Origin of the sequence: Micromonospora sp. NPDC048894 (assembly GCF_040649765.1) — a bacterium.
GTDB classification, from domain to species: Bacteria; Actinomycetota; Actinomycetes; order Mycobacteriales; family Micromonosporaceae; genus Micromonospora; species Micromonospora antibiotica.
Genome location: NZ_JBEZFY010000001.1, coordinates 83,741 through 101,547, shown reverse-complemented (window position 1 = coordinate 101,547; position 17,807 = coordinate 83,741). Strand labels below are relative to the sequence as shown.

General features: G+C 73.3%; 17 protein-coding genes and 2 tRNA genes. 6 read left to right on the top strand and 13 right to left on the bottom strand.

Annotation, left to right across the window (positions count from 1 at the left end):
* Positions 1 to 44: 44 nt before the first annotated feature.
* The 6 genes from AB0C22_RS00455 to AB0C22_RS00430 form a co-directional block, all read right to left on the bottom strand.
* Positions 45 to 593 (bottom strand): YbaK/EbsC family protein, encoded by a 549-nt coding sequence (locus AB0C22_RS00455; protein WP_357016615.1) that lies wholly within the window; start codon positions 591 to 593, stop codon positions 45 to 47.
* 118 nt (positions 594 to 711) lie between these two features.
* Positions 712 to 906 carry a hypothetical protein gene (locus tag AB0C22_RS00450; RefSeq protein ID WP_208565192.1) on the bottom strand — a complete coding sequence of 65 codons (195 nt, stop codon included), beginning with the start codon at positions 904 to 906 and terminating at the stop codon, positions 712 to 714.
* Positions 907 to 943: 37 nt separating this feature from the next.
* Positions 944 to 1,750, bottom strand: a complete 807-nt coding sequence (locus AB0C22_RS00445) for an NAD(P)H-binding protein (RefSeq protein WP_357532706.1) — start codon at positions 1,748 to 1,750, stop codon at positions 944 to 946.
* A 103-nt stretch (positions 1,751 to 1,853) separates the two neighbouring features.
* Positions 1,854 to 2,495, bottom strand: a complete 642-nt coding sequence (locus tag AB0C22_RS00440) for a GAP family protein (protein WP_357532704.1) — start codon at positions 2,493 to 2,495, stop codon at positions 1,854 to 1,856.
* A gap of 50 nt (positions 2,496 to 2,545) precedes the next feature.
* Positions 2,546 to 3,916 (bottom strand): MFS transporter, encoded by a 1,371-nt coding sequence (locus AB0C22_RS00435; protein WP_357532702.1) that lies wholly within the window; start codon positions 3,914 to 3,916, stop codon positions 2,546 to 2,548.
* A gap of 89 nt (positions 3,917 to 4,005) precedes the next feature.
* On the bottom strand, positions 4,006 to 4,266 hold the full coding sequence (locus AB0C22_RS00430) for a hypothetical protein (RefSeq protein ID WP_091249246.1): 261 nt from the start codon (positions 4,264 to 4,266) through the stop codon (positions 4,006 to 4,008).
* A gap of 200 nt (positions 4,267 to 4,466) precedes the next feature.
* Between AB0C22_RS00430 and AB0C22_RS00425 the strand changes: the two genes are divergently transcribed.
* On the top strand, positions 4,467 to 8,870 hold the full coding sequence (locus tag AB0C22_RS00425) for an HAD-IC family P-type ATPase (protein ID WP_357532700.1): 4,404 nt from the start codon (positions 4,467 to 4,469) through the stop codon (positions 8,868 to 8,870).
* A gap of 219 nt (positions 8,871 to 9,089) precedes the next feature.
* On the opposite strand, the gene AB0C22_RS00420 is transcribed toward AB0C22_RS00425, so the two are convergent.
* Positions 9,090 to 10,055 (bottom strand): L-threonylcarbamoyladenylate synthase, encoded by a 966-nt coding sequence (locus tag AB0C22_RS00420; RefSeq protein ID WP_357533325.1) that lies wholly within the window; start codon positions 10,053 to 10,055, stop codon positions 9,090 to 9,092.
* A gap of 316 nt (positions 10,056 to 10,371) precedes the next feature.
* On the opposite strand from AB0C22_RS00420, the gene AB0C22_RS00415 reads away from it, so the two are divergent.
* Positions 10,372 to 11,133 carry an HAD family hydrolase gene (locus AB0C22_RS00415; RefSeq protein ID WP_357532698.1) on the top strand — a complete coding sequence of 254 codons (762 nt, stop codon included), beginning with the start codon at positions 10,372 to 10,374 and terminating at the stop codon, positions 11,131 to 11,133.
* A gap of 237 nt (positions 11,134 to 11,370) precedes the next feature.
* Here the strand turns inward: AB0C22_RS00415 and AB0C22_RS00410 are convergent, their stop codons facing one another.
* Positions 11,371 to 11,706, bottom strand: coding sequence for a DUF952 domain-containing protein (locus AB0C22_RS00410; RefSeq protein ID WP_219465408.1), 336 nt, complete (start codon positions 11,704 to 11,706; stop codon positions 11,371 to 11,373).
* Positions 11,707 to 11,823: 117 nt separating this feature from the next.
* On the opposite strand from AB0C22_RS00410, the gene AB0C22_RS00405 reads away from it, so the two are divergent.
* From AB0C22_RS00405 to AB0C22_RS00390, 4 genes are read left to right on the top strand one after another with little or no spacing between them, the layout of a single operon-like run.
* Positions 11,824 to 12,165 carry a helix-turn-helix domain-containing protein gene (locus AB0C22_RS00405; protein WP_219465407.1) on the top strand — a complete coding sequence of 114 codons (342 nt, stop codon included), beginning with the start codon at positions 11,824 to 11,826 and terminating at the stop codon, positions 12,163 to 12,165.
* Entirely contained in the window at positions 12,166 to 12,390 is a 225-nt protein-coding gene (locus AB0C22_RS00400; protein ID WP_219465406.1) for a hypothetical protein, read from the top strand.
* Complete coding sequence (locus AB0C22_RS00395; protein ID WP_357532696.1) at positions 12,387 to 12,977, top strand: CDP-alcohol phosphatidyltransferase family protein; 591 nt, start codon at positions 12,387 to 12,389, stop codon at positions 12,975 to 12,977. Before AB0C22_RS00400 ends, AB0C22_RS00395 begins: the two co-directional genes overlap by 4 nt.
* Positions 12,974 to 13,474: a hypothetical protein gene (locus AB0C22_RS00390; RefSeq protein WP_357532694.1), complete on the top strand. Its 501-nt coding sequence runs from the start codon at positions 12,974 to 12,976 to the stop codon at positions 13,472 to 13,474. Before AB0C22_RS00395 ends, AB0C22_RS00390 begins: the two co-directional genes overlap by 4 nt.
* Before the next feature lie 224 nt (positions 13,475 to 13,698).
* Here AB0C22_RS00390 and AB0C22_RS00385 read toward each other — a convergent pair.
* The 5 genes from AB0C22_RS00385 to gyrA all read right to left on the bottom strand — a co-directional run bounded on the left by AB0C22_RS00385 (position 13,699) and on the right by gyrA (position 17,791).
* Positions 13,699 to 13,774 (bottom strand) — tRNA-Ala (locus tag AB0C22_RS00385).
* 42 nt (positions 13,775 to 13,816) lie between these two features.
* Complete coding sequence (locus tag AB0C22_RS00380; protein ID WP_218108253.1) at positions 13,817 to 13,945, bottom strand: DLW-39 family protein; 129 nt, start codon at positions 13,943 to 13,945, stop codon at positions 13,817 to 13,819.
* A 49-nt stretch (positions 13,946 to 13,994) separates the two neighbouring features.
* A tRNA-Ile gene (locus tag AB0C22_RS00375) sits at positions 13,995 to 14,068 on the bottom strand.
* A 287-nt stretch (positions 14,069 to 14,355) separates the two neighbouring features.
* The gene (locus AB0C22_RS00370) at positions 14,356 to 15,264 is read right to left on the bottom strand and encodes a DUF3566 domain-containing protein (protein WP_208565186.1); all 909 of its coding nucleotides are present in this window, start codon (positions 15,262 to 15,264) and stop codon (positions 14,356 to 14,358) included.
* Positions 15,265 to 15,268: 4 nt separating this feature from the next.
* Positions 15,269 to 17,791 (bottom strand): DNA gyrase subunit A, encoded by a 2,523-nt coding sequence (gene gyrA / locus AB0C22_RS00365; protein WP_219465403.1) that lies wholly within the window; start codon positions 17,789 to 17,791, stop codon positions 15,269 to 15,271.
* Positions 17,792 to 17,807 lie beyond the last annotated feature (16 nt).

Here is a 17,807-nt window from a genome sequence, read left to right as displayed (position 1 = left end):
CGACGCGATGTTTCACGTGCAACAACATCGAAGCCGATAATTGGCTAGGCCGGGCGGGCCAGGCCCTCCACCACCCGCGCGCCCGGCAGTGCGCCGAGCGCCGGCCCGGGTAGGGCGATCTTGCTGTGCCGTACGCCGGAGCCGATGATCACGTGCGGGGCGGCGATCACCCGGGCGTCGACCAGGATCGGCCAGGACTCCGGCAGCCCGATCGGGGTGATCCCGCCGTACTCCATCCCGGTCGCCTCCACCGCGTCGGCCATCGGAGCGAAGCTCGCCTTGCGGACGTCCAACGTCCGACGGACCACCCCGTTGACGTCGGCCCGGGTGGTGGCGAGCACCACGCAGGCCGCGTACCGGATCTCGCCCTCCCGCTTGCCGGCGATCACCACACAGTTCGCCGACACGTCCAGCCCCACCTCGTACGCGGCGCAGAAGGCAGCCGTGTCGGCCAGCGTGGCGTCGATCGGTGCGACCAGGATGTCGTCGACGTCGACGGGCGCGTCCGCCGACCACTGCGCCAGGGCGGCGGCCACCGGCGTGGCCAGCAGGTCGGGTCGGGTCCGGGCGGGCTCGGTCTGCAACGTTCCCATCACGGCAGCGATCCTCGCACCCCACCCCACAGGCCGCCCCACCAGGCCACGCATCGGGCCACGCCCACAGTGCGCGGGAGACGACGACGCGCGGCAGCCGGCGGGAGGGCGCGACGGGTCAGTTGCCGCCCAGGAAGGAGTTCTCCCGCAGGAACGCCCGGTCGTCGGCCGTCGCCGACCGACCGGCCCGCAGCGCCTGTGGCCGGCGGGCCTCCAGATCCTCCATGCCGTGCCGCACGGCGAGGCGGATCACCCCGTACAGGAAGACCAGACCGAAGACGTAGAGCAGCACCGTGACGACGAAGACCAGCATGGCGTCACGGTAGGCAGGACGTGAACCCGTGTCCGGCTCATCTTCGGTCGGGTCGCCCGTACGTGTCGGCCAGGTGATCGGCCCAGGTCCGACGGCCGGTCGGGACGGCGCTCGTGGTCAGCCCACCCGCCCGCAACTCCCGACCCAGCCGCCCCGGCAGGCGCACCGGCAGCAGCGGACGACGGGACCCCCGGGCCACCCGCCAGGCCCGTACCGCGTCGTCGAAGCGGAGGACCTGTGGGCCGCCGTACTCCTGCACACCGGCGAGCGGGCCGGTGGCGAGCAGCTCCGCGAGCCGGGCGGCCACCTCGTGCTGGTCGACCGGCTGGGCCAGCACCGCCGGATCCCCCAGCACCGGCCCGAGCCGGCTCGCCGCCCGCAACAGCCGGTCCAGGAACACCGGGAACTGGGTGGCCCGCAGCACCGTCCACGGCACCGGCCCGGCCGCCACCACCTGCTCCGCCGCCAGCTTCTGCCGGTAGTACGGGATCGGCACCCGATCCACGCCGACGATCGAGACGTACAGCAGATGGGCCACGCCCGCGTGACCGGCGGCCAGGGCCAACCGGCGGGTGCCCAGCACGTCCACCCGGTGGGTCGGGGCGCCGCCACCCGGCCGGGACGCCAGGTGCAGCACCGCGTCCACCCCGGCGACCGCCTCGGCCAACCCGGCCCCGGTGGCCAGGTCGGCGACCACCCAGTCCGTCGTCGGATCGTGCCGGGGCCGCCGGCTCGTCGCCCGTACCGTGAAGCCGTCGCTACGCAACCGGGGCAGCACCGCCCGCCCCAACGTCCCGCCGGCACCCGTCACCAGCACCCGCATCCCGTCCCCCTCCACGACCACCGACGAACCGACCCGACGGGAAGAGCACCCGACGGCCGACCAGCTGACGGACCGACCACCCGGAACGTGACACCGCCCCGACCGGCCCGGCGCGTCCCGGCCCTCAGGTGAGCAGGTCGACCACGGTCAACGCGAGGAAGAACACCACCACCGCCTCGCTGATGATCCACGAGTGCTGGGCCGCCCAGTCGCGCATCCGGGGCAGCACCCGGTCCGCCCGGGCACCGAGCAGCAGCAACGCCAGCAGCGGCAGGGCGAGCAACAGCAGGGTCAGCAGCATGAACGGCACCAGGTGCCACCACGGCAGGCCGTGCCGGGCGGCGGTCGCCCCCACCGTCACCATCGTCAGGTCGTCGGAGGGCATCACCACGAAGAGCAGGAGGCCCAGCCGGAGCGCGTAACCGAATCCGGCGTGCTGGAGGTGACCCATCCACGTCGGCTCGCCGGAGGAGTGCCGCCGGACGAACACCACCACCGCCAACACCACCAGCAGCCCCAGCACCACCCAGTCGATGACCGTCTCGACCTGGCGGCGGCCACCCCCACCACCGCCGGCTGCGCCCTTGACGACCCGGAAGACCAGCCAGGCGAGGGTCGTCCCGGCAACCACCACGATCGCCGCGCCGGCCAGGAACCCCAGCGACGCCCGGCGGGGCCGGTCGCCGGAGGCGAGGAAGACCGCCGCCACCAACTGCGTACCGGCCACCATCACCACGGCCATCGGCAGGATCGTCAGGAAGTTCATCGCCCACCATCCTCCCGGTCACCCCGGTCGACCAGGCGGGATTCGAGGGATCAGGCGGCCCGCACCCGGCCCGGCACCACCCGGCCGGCGAGCACCGCGCCGAGCAGGGCACAGCCCACCGCCACGGCGAGCGTCCCCGCGTAGCCGGCCGGGCCGGGCGTCGTCCCGGCGGCGAGCACCGCACCGGTCAACGCCAGCACCGTGGCGGTGAACAGCGAGTCGGCCAGTTGCAACGACGAACTGTTGCGCCCCTGCTCGTCGGGGGCCGACAGGGCCAGGGTCAACACCGACAGCGACGGGTACGCCAGACCCATCCCCAGGCCCGCCACCGCCCACCCGGCCACCCCGACCGCCACCGGCACGGCCGGCCACACGGCCAGGGTGACCGTGGCCGTGCCCGCCGCCACGCAGGCCAGGCCGAGCCGGGGCAGGGTCGCCGAGGAGCGCGGCGGCGGCAGCCGCCCCTGGAGCCAGGAACCCACCGACCAGGACAGCGCGCCGACGGTCAGCACCAGGCCGGCGGCGGTCGGCGAGAAACCCCGCTGCCGGGACAGCATCAGCGGGATGACCACCTCCGCACCGGCGAACGCCGCCGCCGCCAACCCGCGCAGCCCCACCACCGTGGGCAGGCCCCGGGCGGCCCGCAGGAACCCCGCCGGGAGCAGCCGGGGCGCGCAGACCCCCAGGCCGGTGAGGGCCACCACCACCAGGATCACGGCGGGCACGCCGCGCTGCTGCCCCCCGTGGTGCAGCAGCGCGGCGCTCACCCCCGCCCCGGCCGCCCAGCCGATCCGGGCCGCCGCGCCCGCCGGTGGCCCGGCCGGCGTCGGCCGGGCGAGCGTGCGCAGTCCCGACTCGACCAGCAGCACCGCCGGCAACGCCACCACCGGCACCGCGAGGAAGACCCACCGCCAGCCCAGGTGTTCCACGATCAACCCGGCCACCGCCGGCCCGACCAGCGAAGGGATGACCCACGCCGCCGCGAACGCCGCGAAGACCCGCCGCCGCAGCTGCTCCGGGTACGCCTGCCCGACCACCACGTACAGCGCGACGGAGAGCAGCCCGGACCCGAAGCCCTGCACCGCCCGACCGACCACCAGGGTGCCCATCGCGTCGGCGCTCCCGGCGACGAGTAACCCGACGACGAACAGTCCCACCCCGCCCCACATCGGGGCGCGTGGTCCCCGGACGTCGCACCAGATGCCGGAGAGCACCATGGCCAGCACCCCGGCGGCGAACGAACCGCCGAAGGCGAGCGCGTAGAGGCCCAGCCCGTCCAGCGCGCGGGCCACCGTGGGCATCGCGGTGCCCACCGCCAACGCCTCGAAGGCGAGCAGGGACACCAGGGCGACGCTGCCCACCGTCATGGCCCGCAGCCGGGGATCGTAGAGGCGGGCCGCCGGGGCGAGGGTGGCGGTCACCGAAGGACCCCGGCCCGGGGCGGTACGTCAGGCATGGACCCAGCCTGCGACCTGCACCCTGGTTCAGGTCAAGGGTGAGCCAGGTCTCGTCACGCCGACTCCAGGGCCTCCCCGAGCCCCTTGGCCAGTCCCGACAGGTGCTGGTCGGCGAGCAGGTGACCGGCGGTGATCACCAGGGCGAGCGGCCACTCGATGACCTGGAGCGCGGCGAGCACCCCCAACCCGGCGTAGTAGGCGATCTTGTCGGGCGGGGGCACCGCCACCTCGCCCAGCATCGGCACCTCCACCCGTCGGGTGTATGCGCGGACCATCTCGTGACTGCCACTGAGGTGACGCGTGATCGTGCTCATCCCGGCCTCCTGCCGACTCGTCGGGTCGTCAGCCGGATTCCACCGGCACCGCCGTCCATGCCCCGCCACCGGCGGGAACTTCCCCCGCCCCGAGGGCATAACGGACGCCCTACCGGGAAGCCAGGCCGCCTGACGAACGCGGGAGGCACGATGGCGTACGGCGGCAGTGGGCGGGGCCGACGCATCGGCCGTACGCCTCGATGACCACGCTGGGCCGGGTCGCCGGCCGGGTCCTCCCGTCGGTGCCGGTGCCCCCGCTGCTCGGCGGCGCGTCCCGTACCGTCGGACGGCTGGCCCGGGTGGCCGGGCTGACCCGCCGCCGGGTGTGGTCCCGCGACGGCCGGCACCACATCGAGGTGCACGGCGTCTGCCAGGACGGCGGCGACCGGCTGGCCCGGCAGGTCGAGGCGGCGCTGCAACGGCTCCCCGGGGTGGCCTGGGCCCGGGTGAACGCCCCGTCCGGCCGGGTGGTGGTGGCCGTCGGGGAACCGAAACCGAAACTGCGCGACCTGATCGACACGGTGGCCCGGGTCGAACGGATCTGCCCGCACGAGCCGGACCCGGAGATCCCGCCCCCGCATCCGCCGGAGGACGGGCCGCGTACCCCCCGGACCCTCGGTGCGCTCGCCTCCGACGCGCTGGGCCTGACCATCTCCGCCGCCACCCGGATCCTGCCGTTCACCCCGGTGCCGGGGGAGGTGGCCGGCCTGCTCACCGCCGTCGACCTGCACCCCAGGCTGCACGACCTCGCCGGCCGGGGGTTGCGTGCCGACCCACGCGCCGAGGTGCTCTTCCCGCTCGCCGAGGCGGTCGTGCAGGGCCTGACCGGTGGTTGGGCCGGCATCGTCCTCGACGGCGCGCAGCGGATCGTGCAGTGGGGTGAGGCGCGCGCCCAACTCGCCGCCTGGACCCGGGCCGAGCCGGGGCTGACCGGCGACCCGGAGCGTGCCGTGGCCCGCTCACCCGGGGTCCGGCGGCCCTGCCCCCGCCCCGACGGCCCCGTCGAACGGTACATCTCGACGATGCTCGCCACCGGTGTCGCCGCCGGGGCCGCCGCGTGGCCCGTCGCCGGGCCGAAGCGGGCCGCCGCGCTGGGGCTCGCCGCGCTACCCAAGGCCCCCGGCAGTGGCCGCGAAGGGTACGCCGCCCAGCTCGGCCGGGTGCTGGCCCGGCGTGGCGTGATCGCGATGGACCGCAGTGTGCTGCGGGAACTCGACCGGATCGACACGGTGGTGCTGGACGCGGCCGTGCTCGGATCGGACCGTGGTGTCCTCGCCGACCTGGCTCCGCTGCCCGGCACCGACACCGGGGAGGTGGCCGGTCGGGCGTTCGCCCTGTTCGACCCCGAGCAGCCCGACGCCGTCCACGAGGCGGACGGTTGGCGGCTCGGCCCCCTGGCCGACCTCGACGCCGTCGACCCGGGGGACACCCCCGACAGCGCACGGCTGCGCACGGCGGGCGGCCCGCTGCTCGGCCTCGTCCACCACGGCAGCCTCACCGCCGTCGTCCGGGTCGCACCCGAACCGGCTCCCGGCGTCGATGCGCTACCCACCGCCGCCCGGCACGCCGGCCTGCGGCTGGTGGTCGCCGGCGACGACCCGCAGCGGTACGGCTTCGCCGACGCGGTGCTGCCCGGTGGGGACCGGCTCGTCGAGTCCGTACGTGCCCTGCAACGCGACGGCGCGGTGGTGATGCTGGTCTCCGGCGACCGGACGGCGCTTGCCGCAGCCGACTGCGGGCTCGGGGTGGCCGCTGCCGAGGACCTGCCGCCGTGGGGCGCCCACCTGCTCGTCGGCACCGACCTGCGGATTCCGGTGCTGCTGATCGAGGCGGCCGGGGTGGCCCGGCGGATGACCGGGCAGAACATCCGCCTCGCCATGGCCGGCACCGGGCTCGGCGCGTTGGGGGCGTTCACCGCCGCGGTGCCGCAGCTGCCCGGCCGCAGCCTCGCCGCCGTCAACGGCGCGGCGGCGCTGGCCTTCGCCAACGGCGTGTGGCGGGCCCGCCGGCTACCCGACCCGGCCGGGGCCCCGGAGTCGGCCACCACCGCCTGGCACCTGATGCCGGTGTCGGCCGTGCTGCGCCAACTCGACACCACCCCGGACGGGCTGACCGACGCCGAGGCGCAGCACCGGCACCGCGCCGACCCGGACGCGGCGGCCAGCCCCGTCAGCCTGTTCCGGGCCTTCGTCGACGAGCTGGCCAACCCGCTCACGCCGGTGCTGGCCGCCGGCGCGGTCCTCTCCGCCGCGTTCGGCTCACTGGTCGACGCGGCCCTGGTCGGCGGCGTGGTCGGCGGATCGGCGCTGGTCGGGGCGGTGCACCAACGCAACACCGACCGGGCGCTCGCCGAGCTGCTGTCCCGCTCGGCGGTCACCGCACGGGTGCTGCGGGACGGGGCCGAACGGGTGGCCGCCGCCGAGGAACTGGTCCCCGGTGACGTGGTGACCCTCGGCCCGGGGGACGCGGTGCCGGCCGACTGCCGGGTGCTCACCGCCGACGGGTTGGAGGCCGACGAGTCGTCACTGACCGGCGAGTCGTTGCCGGTGACCAAGGGGGCCGCTCCGGTGGTCGCCACCGCCCTGGCCGACCGGGCCTCGATGCTCTACGAGGGCACCACCATCGCCGCCGGACACGGCACCGCCGTGGTGGTGGCGACCGGTGCGCGGACCGAGTCCGGGCGGAGTCTCGCGCTGGCCCGGCAGTCCCCGCCGGAGAGCGGTGTGGAGGCCCGGCTCGGCACCATCACCCGCTCGGCGATCCCGTTGGCCGCCGCGTCGGCGATCGCGGTGGCCGGGGCGGGGCTGCTGCGGGGCGTACCGCTGCGGCAGACGGCGGCGACCGCCGCGAACCTGGCCGTGGCGTCGGTGCCGGAGGGGCTGCCGTTCCTGGTCAGCGCGGCGCAGCTGGCCGCCGCGCGACGACTGGCCGAGCACGGCGCGCTGGTCCGCAACCCGCGCACCATCGAGGCGCTGGGCCGGGTGGACGTGCTCTGCTTCGACAAGACCGGCACCCTCACCGAGGGCAGGCTGCTGCTCGCCGGGGTCGGCGACGACGGCCGGTTCGCCGATCTGCCCGGCCTCGACGACGGGTTGCGCCGGGTCCTCGCCGCCGGGCTACGCGCCACCCCGTACGCGGACGATCCGCAGGTGTTGCCGCAGCACACCGACCGGGCGGTCCGGTACGGCGCACGGCAGGCCGGGGTGACCGAGCAGACCGGCGCGTCCGGCTGGGCGGCGGTCGGCGGGTTGCCGTTCGAGCCGTCCCGGGGTTACCACGCCACCGTCGGCCGGACCACCGATGGGCTGCTGCTCAGCGTGAAGGGTGCCCCGGAGACGGTGCTGCCCCGCTGTGGTGCGTGGCGGCTGCCGGGCGGGCGGGACGAGCCGCTGGACGCCGCACGCCGGGACCGGCTGCACACCGCGCTCGCCGACCGGGCCGGGGCGGGTCACCGGATCCTCGCCGTGGCGGAGTGCCGGGCCGGTGCCGAGGCGGTCACCGACGACGAGGTGCGCGGGCTGGTCTTCGTCGGTTTCCTCGCCCTCGCCGACGGGGTACGCGAGAGCGCCGCCCCGGCGGTCCGCCGGATCCGGCAGGCCGGCGTGCACACCATCATGATCACCGGGGACCATCCGGCCACCGCCGAGGCGATCGCGTCGGCCATCAGCCCGGAAACCGACGGCCAACGGGTGGTCACCGCCACCGAGCTGGACGAGTTGGACGACGCGGCGCTGGGTGAGCGGCTGGGCCGTACCGACGTGGTGGCCCGGTGCACCCCGGCGCACAAGGTGCGGATCATCCAGGCGTTGCAGAAGTGCGGGCGTACCGTGGCGATGACCGGTGACGGCGCCAACGACGCCCCGGCGATCCGGCTGGCCGACGTGGGCATCGCCCTCGGCCAACGGGGCACCCCGGCCGCCCGTGCCGCCGCCGACCTGGTGGTCACCGACGACCGGTTGGAGACCATCATCGCCACCCTGGTCGAGGGGCGGGCCATGTGGTCGTCGGTACGCCACGCGCTGAGCATCCTGGTCGGCGGCAACCTCGGCGAGATCGCGTTCAGCGTACTCAGCGCCGCCGTCACCGGCCGGTCGGCGCTCAACGGCCGGCAGTTGCTCCTGGTCAACCTGCTCACCGACCTGGCACCCGCACTGGCCATCGCGGTCCGGCCCCCCGACGCCGACCACGCCGACGGGTTGCTCCGCGAAGGACCGGACGCCTCCCTCGGCGGCACCATGACCCGCGAGATCGGGCTCCGCGCCGCCGCAACCACCCTCGGGGCGACCGCCGGCTGGACGGTGGCCCGGTGGACCGGCCGGGAACGGCGGGCCGGCACGGTGGCCCTGGTCTCGCTGGTCGGCACCCAACTGGGGCAGACCGTCCTCGCCGGGGGCACCAGCCCTACGGTGCTCGCGTCGACCGCCGCCTCGGTCGGGGTACTCGCGGCCCTGGTGCAGACCCCCGGGGTGAGCCAGTTCTTCGGCTGCACCCCGCTCGGCCCGGTGGGCTGGGGCATCGCCGCCGGTTCGGCGCTCGGCGCGACCTTCGCCAACGGCGCGCTGACCCGCCTGGTGGAGCGCCTGCCGGGCCCGCCCACCCGCTGAGCCCGCCGCCGCCACCGCCCGCCACCACCGCCGCCCGCCGCCACCGCTGCCCGCCGCCCGCCGCCACCGCCCGCCGCCGCAAGATCGTGCTCGAACCATGATGTAGTGGCATCCTGCGGCCGAATGACCACTACTTCCTTGTTGTTGCGCGGCTCGCCGCCAGCCGAATGACCACTACATGCTTGTTGTGCGCGGCTGGCCGTGGGGATGTGCCCGGGGTCAGGGTGCGGGTGGGGACCAGGTGGCGGCGGCGCGGCCCAACCGGTCGTTGATCGCCCGGCCGACCCCCTCGTCGGGGGCCGGTTCGGCGAGGATCTCGGTCACCCCGGCCGCGTCCAGCCGGTGCAGCGCGTCGAAGAGCCGGGCGGCCGCCTCGGTCACGTCACCGGTGGGTGACAGCACCTCCACCGCCGCGTAGCCGGCCGCCGGGCCCTCCCGGAAGGCCAGGAAGCCCCGTCGAACCCCGTCGGCCGGTGCCGGCACCGCGCCCGCCACCACCCGCAACGGGGTACGCGGCGCGTAGTGCGCGGCCAATGTACCCGGGGCGACCGGCTGCCCGGAGCTGCCCTGCCGGACGGTCACCGGGCCGACCGTCGCGACGAGTTCCTCGACGGCGAGCGCCCCGAGCCGCAGCACCACCGGGTGGGGGCCGCGCGCGTCCACGATGGTCGACTCGATTCCGCACCGGGTGGGGCCGCCGTCGAGCACCACGTCGACCGCCGCACCGAGCCCTCGGACGACGTGTTCGGCGCGGGTGGGGCTGAGCTGCCCGAACCGGTTGGCGCTCGGCGCGGCCACGGGCACTCCGGCGGCCCGGATCAACGCACGGGCGGACGCCTCGTCGGGCACCCGTACGGCCATCGTGTCGAGACCGGAGGTGACGATCGGCGGGATCACGGCCGGCCGGTCCACGATCAGGGTGAGCGGTCCCGGCCAGAACCGCTCGGCCAGCGCCGCGACGGTGGGGGGCAGCGCGCCGACGAGCGCCGGCAGGTCGGTGGCGTCAGCCAGGTGGGTGATCAGTGGATCGAAGCTGGGCCGGGCCTTCGCTTCGAAGATCCGCGCCGCGGCCCGGGCGTCCAGCGCGTTCGCGCCGAGCCCGTAGACCGTTTCGGTGGGGAAGGCCACCAGGCCGCCGGCCCGCAGCACCTCGGCGGCCTCGGCGATGCCGTGCGCGGCGGGCAGGACACGGGGAGCGCCAGTGGTCACACCCCGACGCTAGCCTGCCGCCCCGGCCTGGCCCGGTGCGGGTGGCGGTCGTCCCCGCGAGGGTCGTCCCGGGTGACGTCCGCGACGGCAGGCGAGCGCCAGGGTGGGGTCACCGCGCAGCTCCGCGCCGGCGGACAGCAGGTCGTCTCCTTCTACGCCCAGCCGATGTCGGCGGCGCGTAGCTCGGCGATCGCGTGGTCGGTCACGACTGCCCCCGTTGCCGCGCCGCTAGAGGTCGGGTGCCGATCGGTCCGTTCCGCGCCTTCGGTCTCGTCGGGGGAGAATTGCGGGCATGCTCCGCTCGCCGCGCGCCCTCCTGCTGGACTTCGGTGGCGTCCTGGCCGACGCGCCTCCGCAGCCACCCGCCCCACCGGGACTTGTCCGGCGGCTGTCCCAGCTCGTCGGTGGCGCGGTGGCGGACCAGCAGATTGCCGCCGACCTGACCGAAGGCGCACGACGCTACTCGGCCTGGCGTGACGGCGCGGGCCGGACAGCCGACCCGGTGGAGCTGTCCCACTCCCGGGTCTGGGCGGAGTTCGTCACCGGCTCGTGGCCCGGACCGGCCCGCGACGCCGTCGACCGTGAGGCGACCCCCCTGTCGTACGCCTGGACGTGGCGGGCGGACTGGGCGGTGCGCCCGGGGATCCCCGAGGCGCTCCGGGCGGCCACCGCGGCGGGCCTTCCGCTGGCCGTGGTGAGCAACACCCTCTGCGGTGCCGCGCACCGGGACTTCCTCGCCGCTGTCGGGCTCGCCGGTTCGTTCGCCGCCCAGTTCTACAGCGACGAGGCTGGCCCCCGGAAGCCCAACCCGCGACTGGCGCTGCTGGCGGCAGACGCCGTCGGGGTGCCGATCGACCGCTGCTGGTTCGTCGGCGACACTCTCGGCCGGGACGTCGAGGGTGCCCGCCGGGCCGGCGCGGGAGCGGCGATCCTGATGCGTTCCCCGCGCACCGACCGGGAACCCCCGCACCCCGCCGTCGTCCCTGACGCCCGGATCGAGGACGGCCACGGTCTGCTCGCGCTGTTGCGTCAGGCCCGGGGCTCCGTCGACTGAGGACGTCCGCCCGCATCGTGGAGGTGCCGGGTGGCCGGGAGCACCACCCGTTCTGGCGGGGTCAGCCGTCGCCATCGGCTGGTGTCGCCATCGAACGGTGGCAGGAGCTTCACCACCGGGTCGCCGTCGGTCCACCTCGGCCCGTCGGGCAGTGTTGCGGCGCAGGGTGCGACGGTGGTCGACCGGGTTGGCTGCCGACCCTGCCCGGAGCCACGCTCCGGTGGCCCGATCACCAAGCTAGGCCTGCGGTATCGCGTCGTCCACCGACGACGCCCCCGCCACCTGGTGGACGGTGACCACGGCGTCGATCGGCAGTGCCGCGTAGACGTGCGGGAAGGGCCCACCGTCGGGGGCGTCCTCCCAGCGCACCGCCGCACCGAGCAGTCGGGTGTCGAGAGCGGCGACCACGAGCGTCGGCTCCTGCGCGAAGAACCGCAGCGCGGTCGCGGCCACCTGCTCACGCGAGGAGCAGTGGATGAAACCGCTGCTGTGGTCGAGCGGCGAGCCGTCGAAGCGGCCGGCGGCCTCGAATCCGGCCCACTCGGCGGGCAGCAGGATCTTGTAAATCAGCACAGCTCAGGGTGGCAGACGTCGGAGTGATCCGCAGCCACCGCTCCCGGCAGCCCACCCCGGGGTTGACAGCCCGCCTTGGCTCATGCAAATAATAGTTGGCATGAGCCAAGATGAACTATGGGAAACTTGACCGGCGATCGGCTGGTCGAGATTCTCGCCACGTTGGCCAGTCCGCACCGACTCCGCGTGCTCGCCGCGTTGACCGGCGGCCGTTCCTACGTCTCACAGCTCGCCCGCGACCTGGGCATCAGCCGTGCGCTGCTCCAGGTGCACCTCAAGAAATTGGAGCGGGCCGGCCTGGTCACCGCCCACCTGGAGTTGTCCGATGACGGCAAGGCGCTCAAGTACTACGAGGTCACCCCGTTCTCGCTCCAGCTCACGCCCGACGTGGTGGCGGCTGCCGCCGCGACCCTGAGCAACGCCGGAGACGGCGACTCCCCACCGAAGGGAACCAGTTAGATGGACGCCGCCTCGGTCTTCCTGATCGTCGTCGCCGCCGTGCTCATCTCCGTCGTCTGGTATGCGGGCGTCCGCAAGCGGACCGAGGTGTCGAGCGAACTGCAGCGGCAGTACGCCGAGCAGGCCGCCGAAACGTCTCGGCTGCTCGCCGAGATGAGCACGCAACTGGCCGATCTGCACCGCCGGACCGTCGACCTGCAACGCATCCTCAAAGACGCCGAATGACGGCGCTCGGGCTCGCACCGCCGGTCACTCTGGTCAACGTCCCCAACGCCGTCACCGCCGTACGCACGGCCGGCTCCTTCGGGCTCGCGGTGGCGGCGCTGACCCACCGCGACGCCCACCTGCTCGTCGCCGCCTACCTGGTCTACTGGATCGGTGACATCCTCGACGGTGTCGCCGCCCGCACCCTGGGGCAGGAGACCCGCGCCGGCGCGGTCTTCGACATAGTCGCCGACCGGGCCTGCACGTCGGCCTGCGCTGCGGCACTCGTCGTGCTGCGGCCCGACACCGCGCTGCCGATCGCGGTGTTCCTCGTCCAGTTCATGGTCGTCGATCAGCTGCTGAGCCTGATGTTCCTGCGCTGGCCCCTGCTGAGCCCGAACTACTTCGGCTGCGTCGACCGGCGCATCTACCGGTGGAACTGGTCTCCGCCGGCGAAGGCGCTGAACACCGCCGCGGTGGTGCTGCTGGCGATCTTCGCGCCGGCCGCCGTCGCCGTCACCTTCGCCCTCGGCGTCGCCGTGGTGAAGGTCGTCTCGCTGGTGTCCGCCGCCAATCTGCCGGTCAGCCCACCGTCCACCCAGCCATGATCGCCGTTCTGGCGGCTGCGGCCGTCGGGCTGCTGTCGGCGTTCCTGCCGTTCACCCCGGCCGAGCCCTATCTGATGGCGGCGGTGGCCACGACCGGCACGCCGCCCGTGGCGCTCGGCGTCGCCGCCGCAGCCGGTCAGACCACCGGAAAATTACTGATCTTTCTCGGTACGCGCGGCGCGATCCACTCACCCTGGCTGCGACGCCGACTCACCAGGCACACGCCCGGCACACCGAGACCGCCGGGCCGGTGGGGGACGATGCTCGCGCGCCCGAAGGCGGCCGGCGCACGACTCGTCGAGGTGATGGAGCGTCCCCGCCAGGCCACCGGCATGCTGTTGGTCAGCGCGGTCACCGGGTTTCCGCCGTTACTGGCCACCAGCGTCTACCTGGGACGCACGCCCCTGCGTCCGGTCGCGTTCGCGGCGACGTGCCTGCTGGGCCGCACGATCCGCTTCGTGGCGATCGCGCTGATGCCGCGGCTCGCCGGTTACTGAGCACGCGGACCGGCCCACCACGGTCGTCTCCGCCGTGGACTGGCGGCTCGGCCGCCGGTCGGGCAGCGGTGCACCGGTAACGAAGCGAAAACGTCCGAAGGGCGTGGTCGGCGCCGCCGGAAACCGGGTGGCAGGTTCCAGAACGACTCAAGATCAATCCTGATCTGTGCCCACCAGGTGCCCGTTGATCTTCACGGGACGAGAAGCTCGGTCAAGGGTGGTGCTGGTGGAGCCCAGGGGACTCGAACCCCTAACCCCTGCCTTGCAAAGGCAGTGCTCTGCCAGTTGAGCTAGGGCCCCCGGGCGGGCCGGGCCGCCGGGTGCTGGCCGGAGCCGGGCCGGTCAGCGCAGGTCGGGCGAGGTGGTCGCCTCGTGCCAGAGGGCGCGCTCGTCGTTGGAAGCCTTGACCTTCTTGGCCACCACGGCGGCGACACCGATGATGCCGACCAGGAACAGCAGCTTCTTGAACATGGGGCGACCCCTCGCGCTCGACTCGACTGCTCGCCGGAACTGTGTGCGGTGGGGCTAGCTGGAATCGAACCAGCGACCTCAGAGTTATCAGCTCTGCGCTCTAACCGACTGAGCTATAGCCCCGCGTAGCGACGAGCAAGGTTAACCCATCGCATCGTCCGCTCCCAAATCGGGGTGGCCGACGCTCCCGCGCCTTCCCGACCGTACCGGCCACCCCTGATCGGGGCGAGCCGTTTACCCCGGTCGGGCGATCGGAGCTCCACTCCAACCCCGCCACAGCGGTAGCGGAGCGGCTCCCACACCGCCGCATCCCCAGGAGCGAGGGCGGGGACGGCTGGTGGTGGGCGGGTGGGTGGGAAAGCACGACGCCGGGGTGACCGCGGTAGGCGGCACCCCGGCGTCGGGTCGAATCAGTCGCGTTCGGCGAGCGTCAACTCGATCCCGCCGACCAGGTCGGCACAGACGTTGTAGACGAACGCGCCGAGGGTGGCCAGCGCGGTGAACAGCACCACGTTGACCAGCCCGATCAGGGCGGAGGTGAGGATGACGCCCTTGGCGGTGATCTGGAAGCCACCGTCGGCGCCCTGCCCACCGCTCGCGCTGACCAGGTCGGTCAAGCTGTCGTTGACGCTCTGGAAGACACCCATCGCGTCCAGCGCGAGATAGAGCACCGAGGTCGCCACGACCACCACGATGAACAGGACGACGGAGACCGCGAAGGCGAACTTCATCACGGACCACGGGTCGATCCGCTTGAGGTTCAGCCGGGCGCGGCGCGGCCCCCGGGAGGCAGCGGAACTGACCGAGGTACGCGCGGCGCGTACCGCGTCACCCACCCGGGCGGCTCCGACGGCCGCCGGGCCACCGAGGCCCGGTGGCAGCCCACCGCCGTTGGCCGGCCGGGTGTTACCCGCGCCCCCGCCCGCGCCGGTACGCCCGGTGTCCGGGGACGGCCGGAACCCGCCGCCGATCTTCGGCTGGGTGCCGGTCGTGGACGGGGAGGCGGCTGCCCCCAGTGAGATCGGCTGTGTCGTGTTGCTCGACCTGGCCGTGGTGGCCACCGGCTGGGTGGCGGAGGACGGCGCGTCGGTGCCCGTCGGCTGGGGTTGCTCGGTCGTCCCCGAGTCCTCACCCGGCTTGTCCGGCGGCGGTGCCATGCCGGGTGCCCGGGTGAACTTCGGGGCAGGCGCGTCGGCGGGGACGGTCGCCCGGCCCACCGCGGCGCGGCCGGCAGGGGTTGTGCCGCTCTTGGCGGCCTCCTCGTCGACCGGGGTGGCCGAGGTCCCCTTGTTCCCCGACTTCGCCTGTGTCTCCGTCATTCAACTAGTCCTGTTCGTCAGGCTCGTCGGCATTGCGAGCAATCGCCACGATAGTCACGCCGTCCGGGAGGTCCATCAGCTTGACCCCCATTGTGTTCCGGTCACGGGTACGGCGTACAGGCTTCACCGGAGTCCGGATGACGCCGCCGTTGCTGGTGATCGCGAACAGCTCGTCGTCCGGGTCGATCACGACCGCGCCGACCAGACCACCGCGGCGCTCGGTGATCTTCGCAGTCAACACGCCCTTACCTCCCCGACCCTGGACGGGGTATTCCTCGATGGGGGTACGTTTCGCGTATCCCCCGTTCGTGGCCACCAGGACGTCCAGGCCCTCCCGGACGACCTCCATGGCCAGCAGGACGTCGTCGTCGGTGAAGCGCATGCCGATCACACCCGAGGTGGCCCGGCCCATCGGGCGCAACGCCTCGTCGGAGGCGTTGAACCGGATCGCCTGAGCCTTCTTGGAAACGAGCAGCAGGTCCTGCTCCGGCGCCGCGAGGACGGCACCGACCAGCTCGTCCTCATCGCGCAGGTTGATCGCGATGACGCCGCCGGACCGGTTGGAGTCGAACTCCTCGAGTCGGGTCTTCTTCACCAGGCCGTTTCTCGTGGCCAGTACCAGGTAGGGGGCCACCTGGTAGTTCGGGATTTCGATGATCTGCGCGATCTGCTCGTCCGGCTGGAAGGCGAGCAGGTTGGCCACGTGTTGGCCCTTGGCCACCCTACTGGCCTCGGGCAACTCGTACGCCTTGGCCCGGTACACGCGGCCCTTGTTGGTGAAGAACAAAATCCAGTCGTGCGTGGAGCATACGAAGAAGTGGCTGACAATGTCGTCCTGCCGCAGGGTCGCGCCGCTCACGCCCTTGCCGCCGCGCCGCTGGGAGCGGTAAAGGTCGACCTTGGTTCGCTTGGCGTACCCGGTGCGGGTGATGGTCACCACCACGTCCTCACGGGCGATCAGGTCCTCCATCGAGACCTCGCCGTCGAACGGGATGATCTTCGTACGCCGCTCGTCGCCCCACTTCGCGACGATCTCGCTCAGCTCCTCGGAGACGATCTTCCGCTGCCGCTCCGGCTTGGCGAGGATGTCCTTGAGGTCGGCGATCTCGATTTCCAGCTTGGCCAGGTCGTCCAGGATCCGCTGCCGTTCCAGGGCGGCCAGCCGGCGCAGCTGCATGTCCAGGATCGCGGTCGCCTGGATCTCGTCGATCTCCAGCAGCCGGATCAGGCCCTGCCGGGCGTCGTCGACGGTGGGCGAGCGCCGGATCAGGGCGATCACCTCGTCCAGCGCGTCCAGCGCCTTGGACAGACCGCGCAGGATGTGCGCCCGCTCCTCGGCCTTGCGCAGCCGGAACGCGGTCCGCCGCCGGATCACCTCGATCTGGTGCTCGACGTAGTAGCGGAGGAACTGGGCCAGGTTGAGCGTGCGCGGCACCCCGTCGACCAGGGCCAGCATGTTGGCGCCGAAGGTCTCCTGGAGCTGGGTGTGCTTGTAGAGGTTGTTCAGCACCACCTTGGCGACCGCGTCGCGCTTGAGCACCAGCACGATCCGCATGCCGGTACGCCCGGAGGACTCGTCCCGGATGTCGGCGATGCCGGCGAGCTTGCCCTCCTTGATCAGCTCGGCGATCCGCTCGGCGAGGTTGTCCGGGTTGACCTGGTAGGGCAGCTCGCTGACGACGAGCGCCGGCCGGCCCCGCTTGTCCTCCTCGACCTCCACCACCGCGCGCATCCGGATGGACCCGCGACCGGTCCGGTACGCGTCCTGGATGGCGGACTGACCGACGATCAACCCGTGGGTGGGGAAGTCCGGACCCTTGACGATCTCCAGCAGCGCTTCGAGCGTGGTCGCCTCGTCGGCCTCCGGGTTCTCCAGGCACCACTGCACCGCCGCGCCGATCTCGCGCAGGTTGTGCGGCGGGATCTTGGTGGCCATCCCGACCGCGATGCCCTCGGAGCCGTTGACCAGCAGGTTGGGGATGCGTGCCGGCAGGATGGTGGGCTCCTTGGCCCGGCCGTCGTAGTTGTCCTGGAGGTCGACGGTGTCCTCGTCGATGTCCCGCAGCATCTCCATCGCCAGCGGGTCCAGCTTGCATTCGGTGTAGCGCATCGCGGCAGCCGGATCGTTTCCGGGCGAGCCGAAGTTGCCGTTGCCGTCGACCAGCGGATAGCGCAGCGACCAGGGCTGGGCCATCCGGACCAGCGCGTCATAGATGGCCGAGTCGCCGTGCGGGTGGAACTGCCCCATCACGTCGCCGACGACCCGGGAGCACTTCACGTAGCCCCGGTCCGGCCGGTAACCCGAGTCGTACATGGCGTAGAGGATCTTGCGGTGGACCGGCTTGAGCCCGTCCCGGACGTCCGGCAGTGCCCGCCCGACGATCACGCTCATCGCGTAGTCGAGGTACGAGCGCTGCATCTCGACCTCGAGCCCGACCGGCTCGATCCGGTCGTGCTGGACGACCGCCGCGAGTGGTGTCTCGGGGGTCTCCGGCTCGTTCGGGGTGGACTCGGGAGTATCGGTCACTGTTAACCCTTATCAG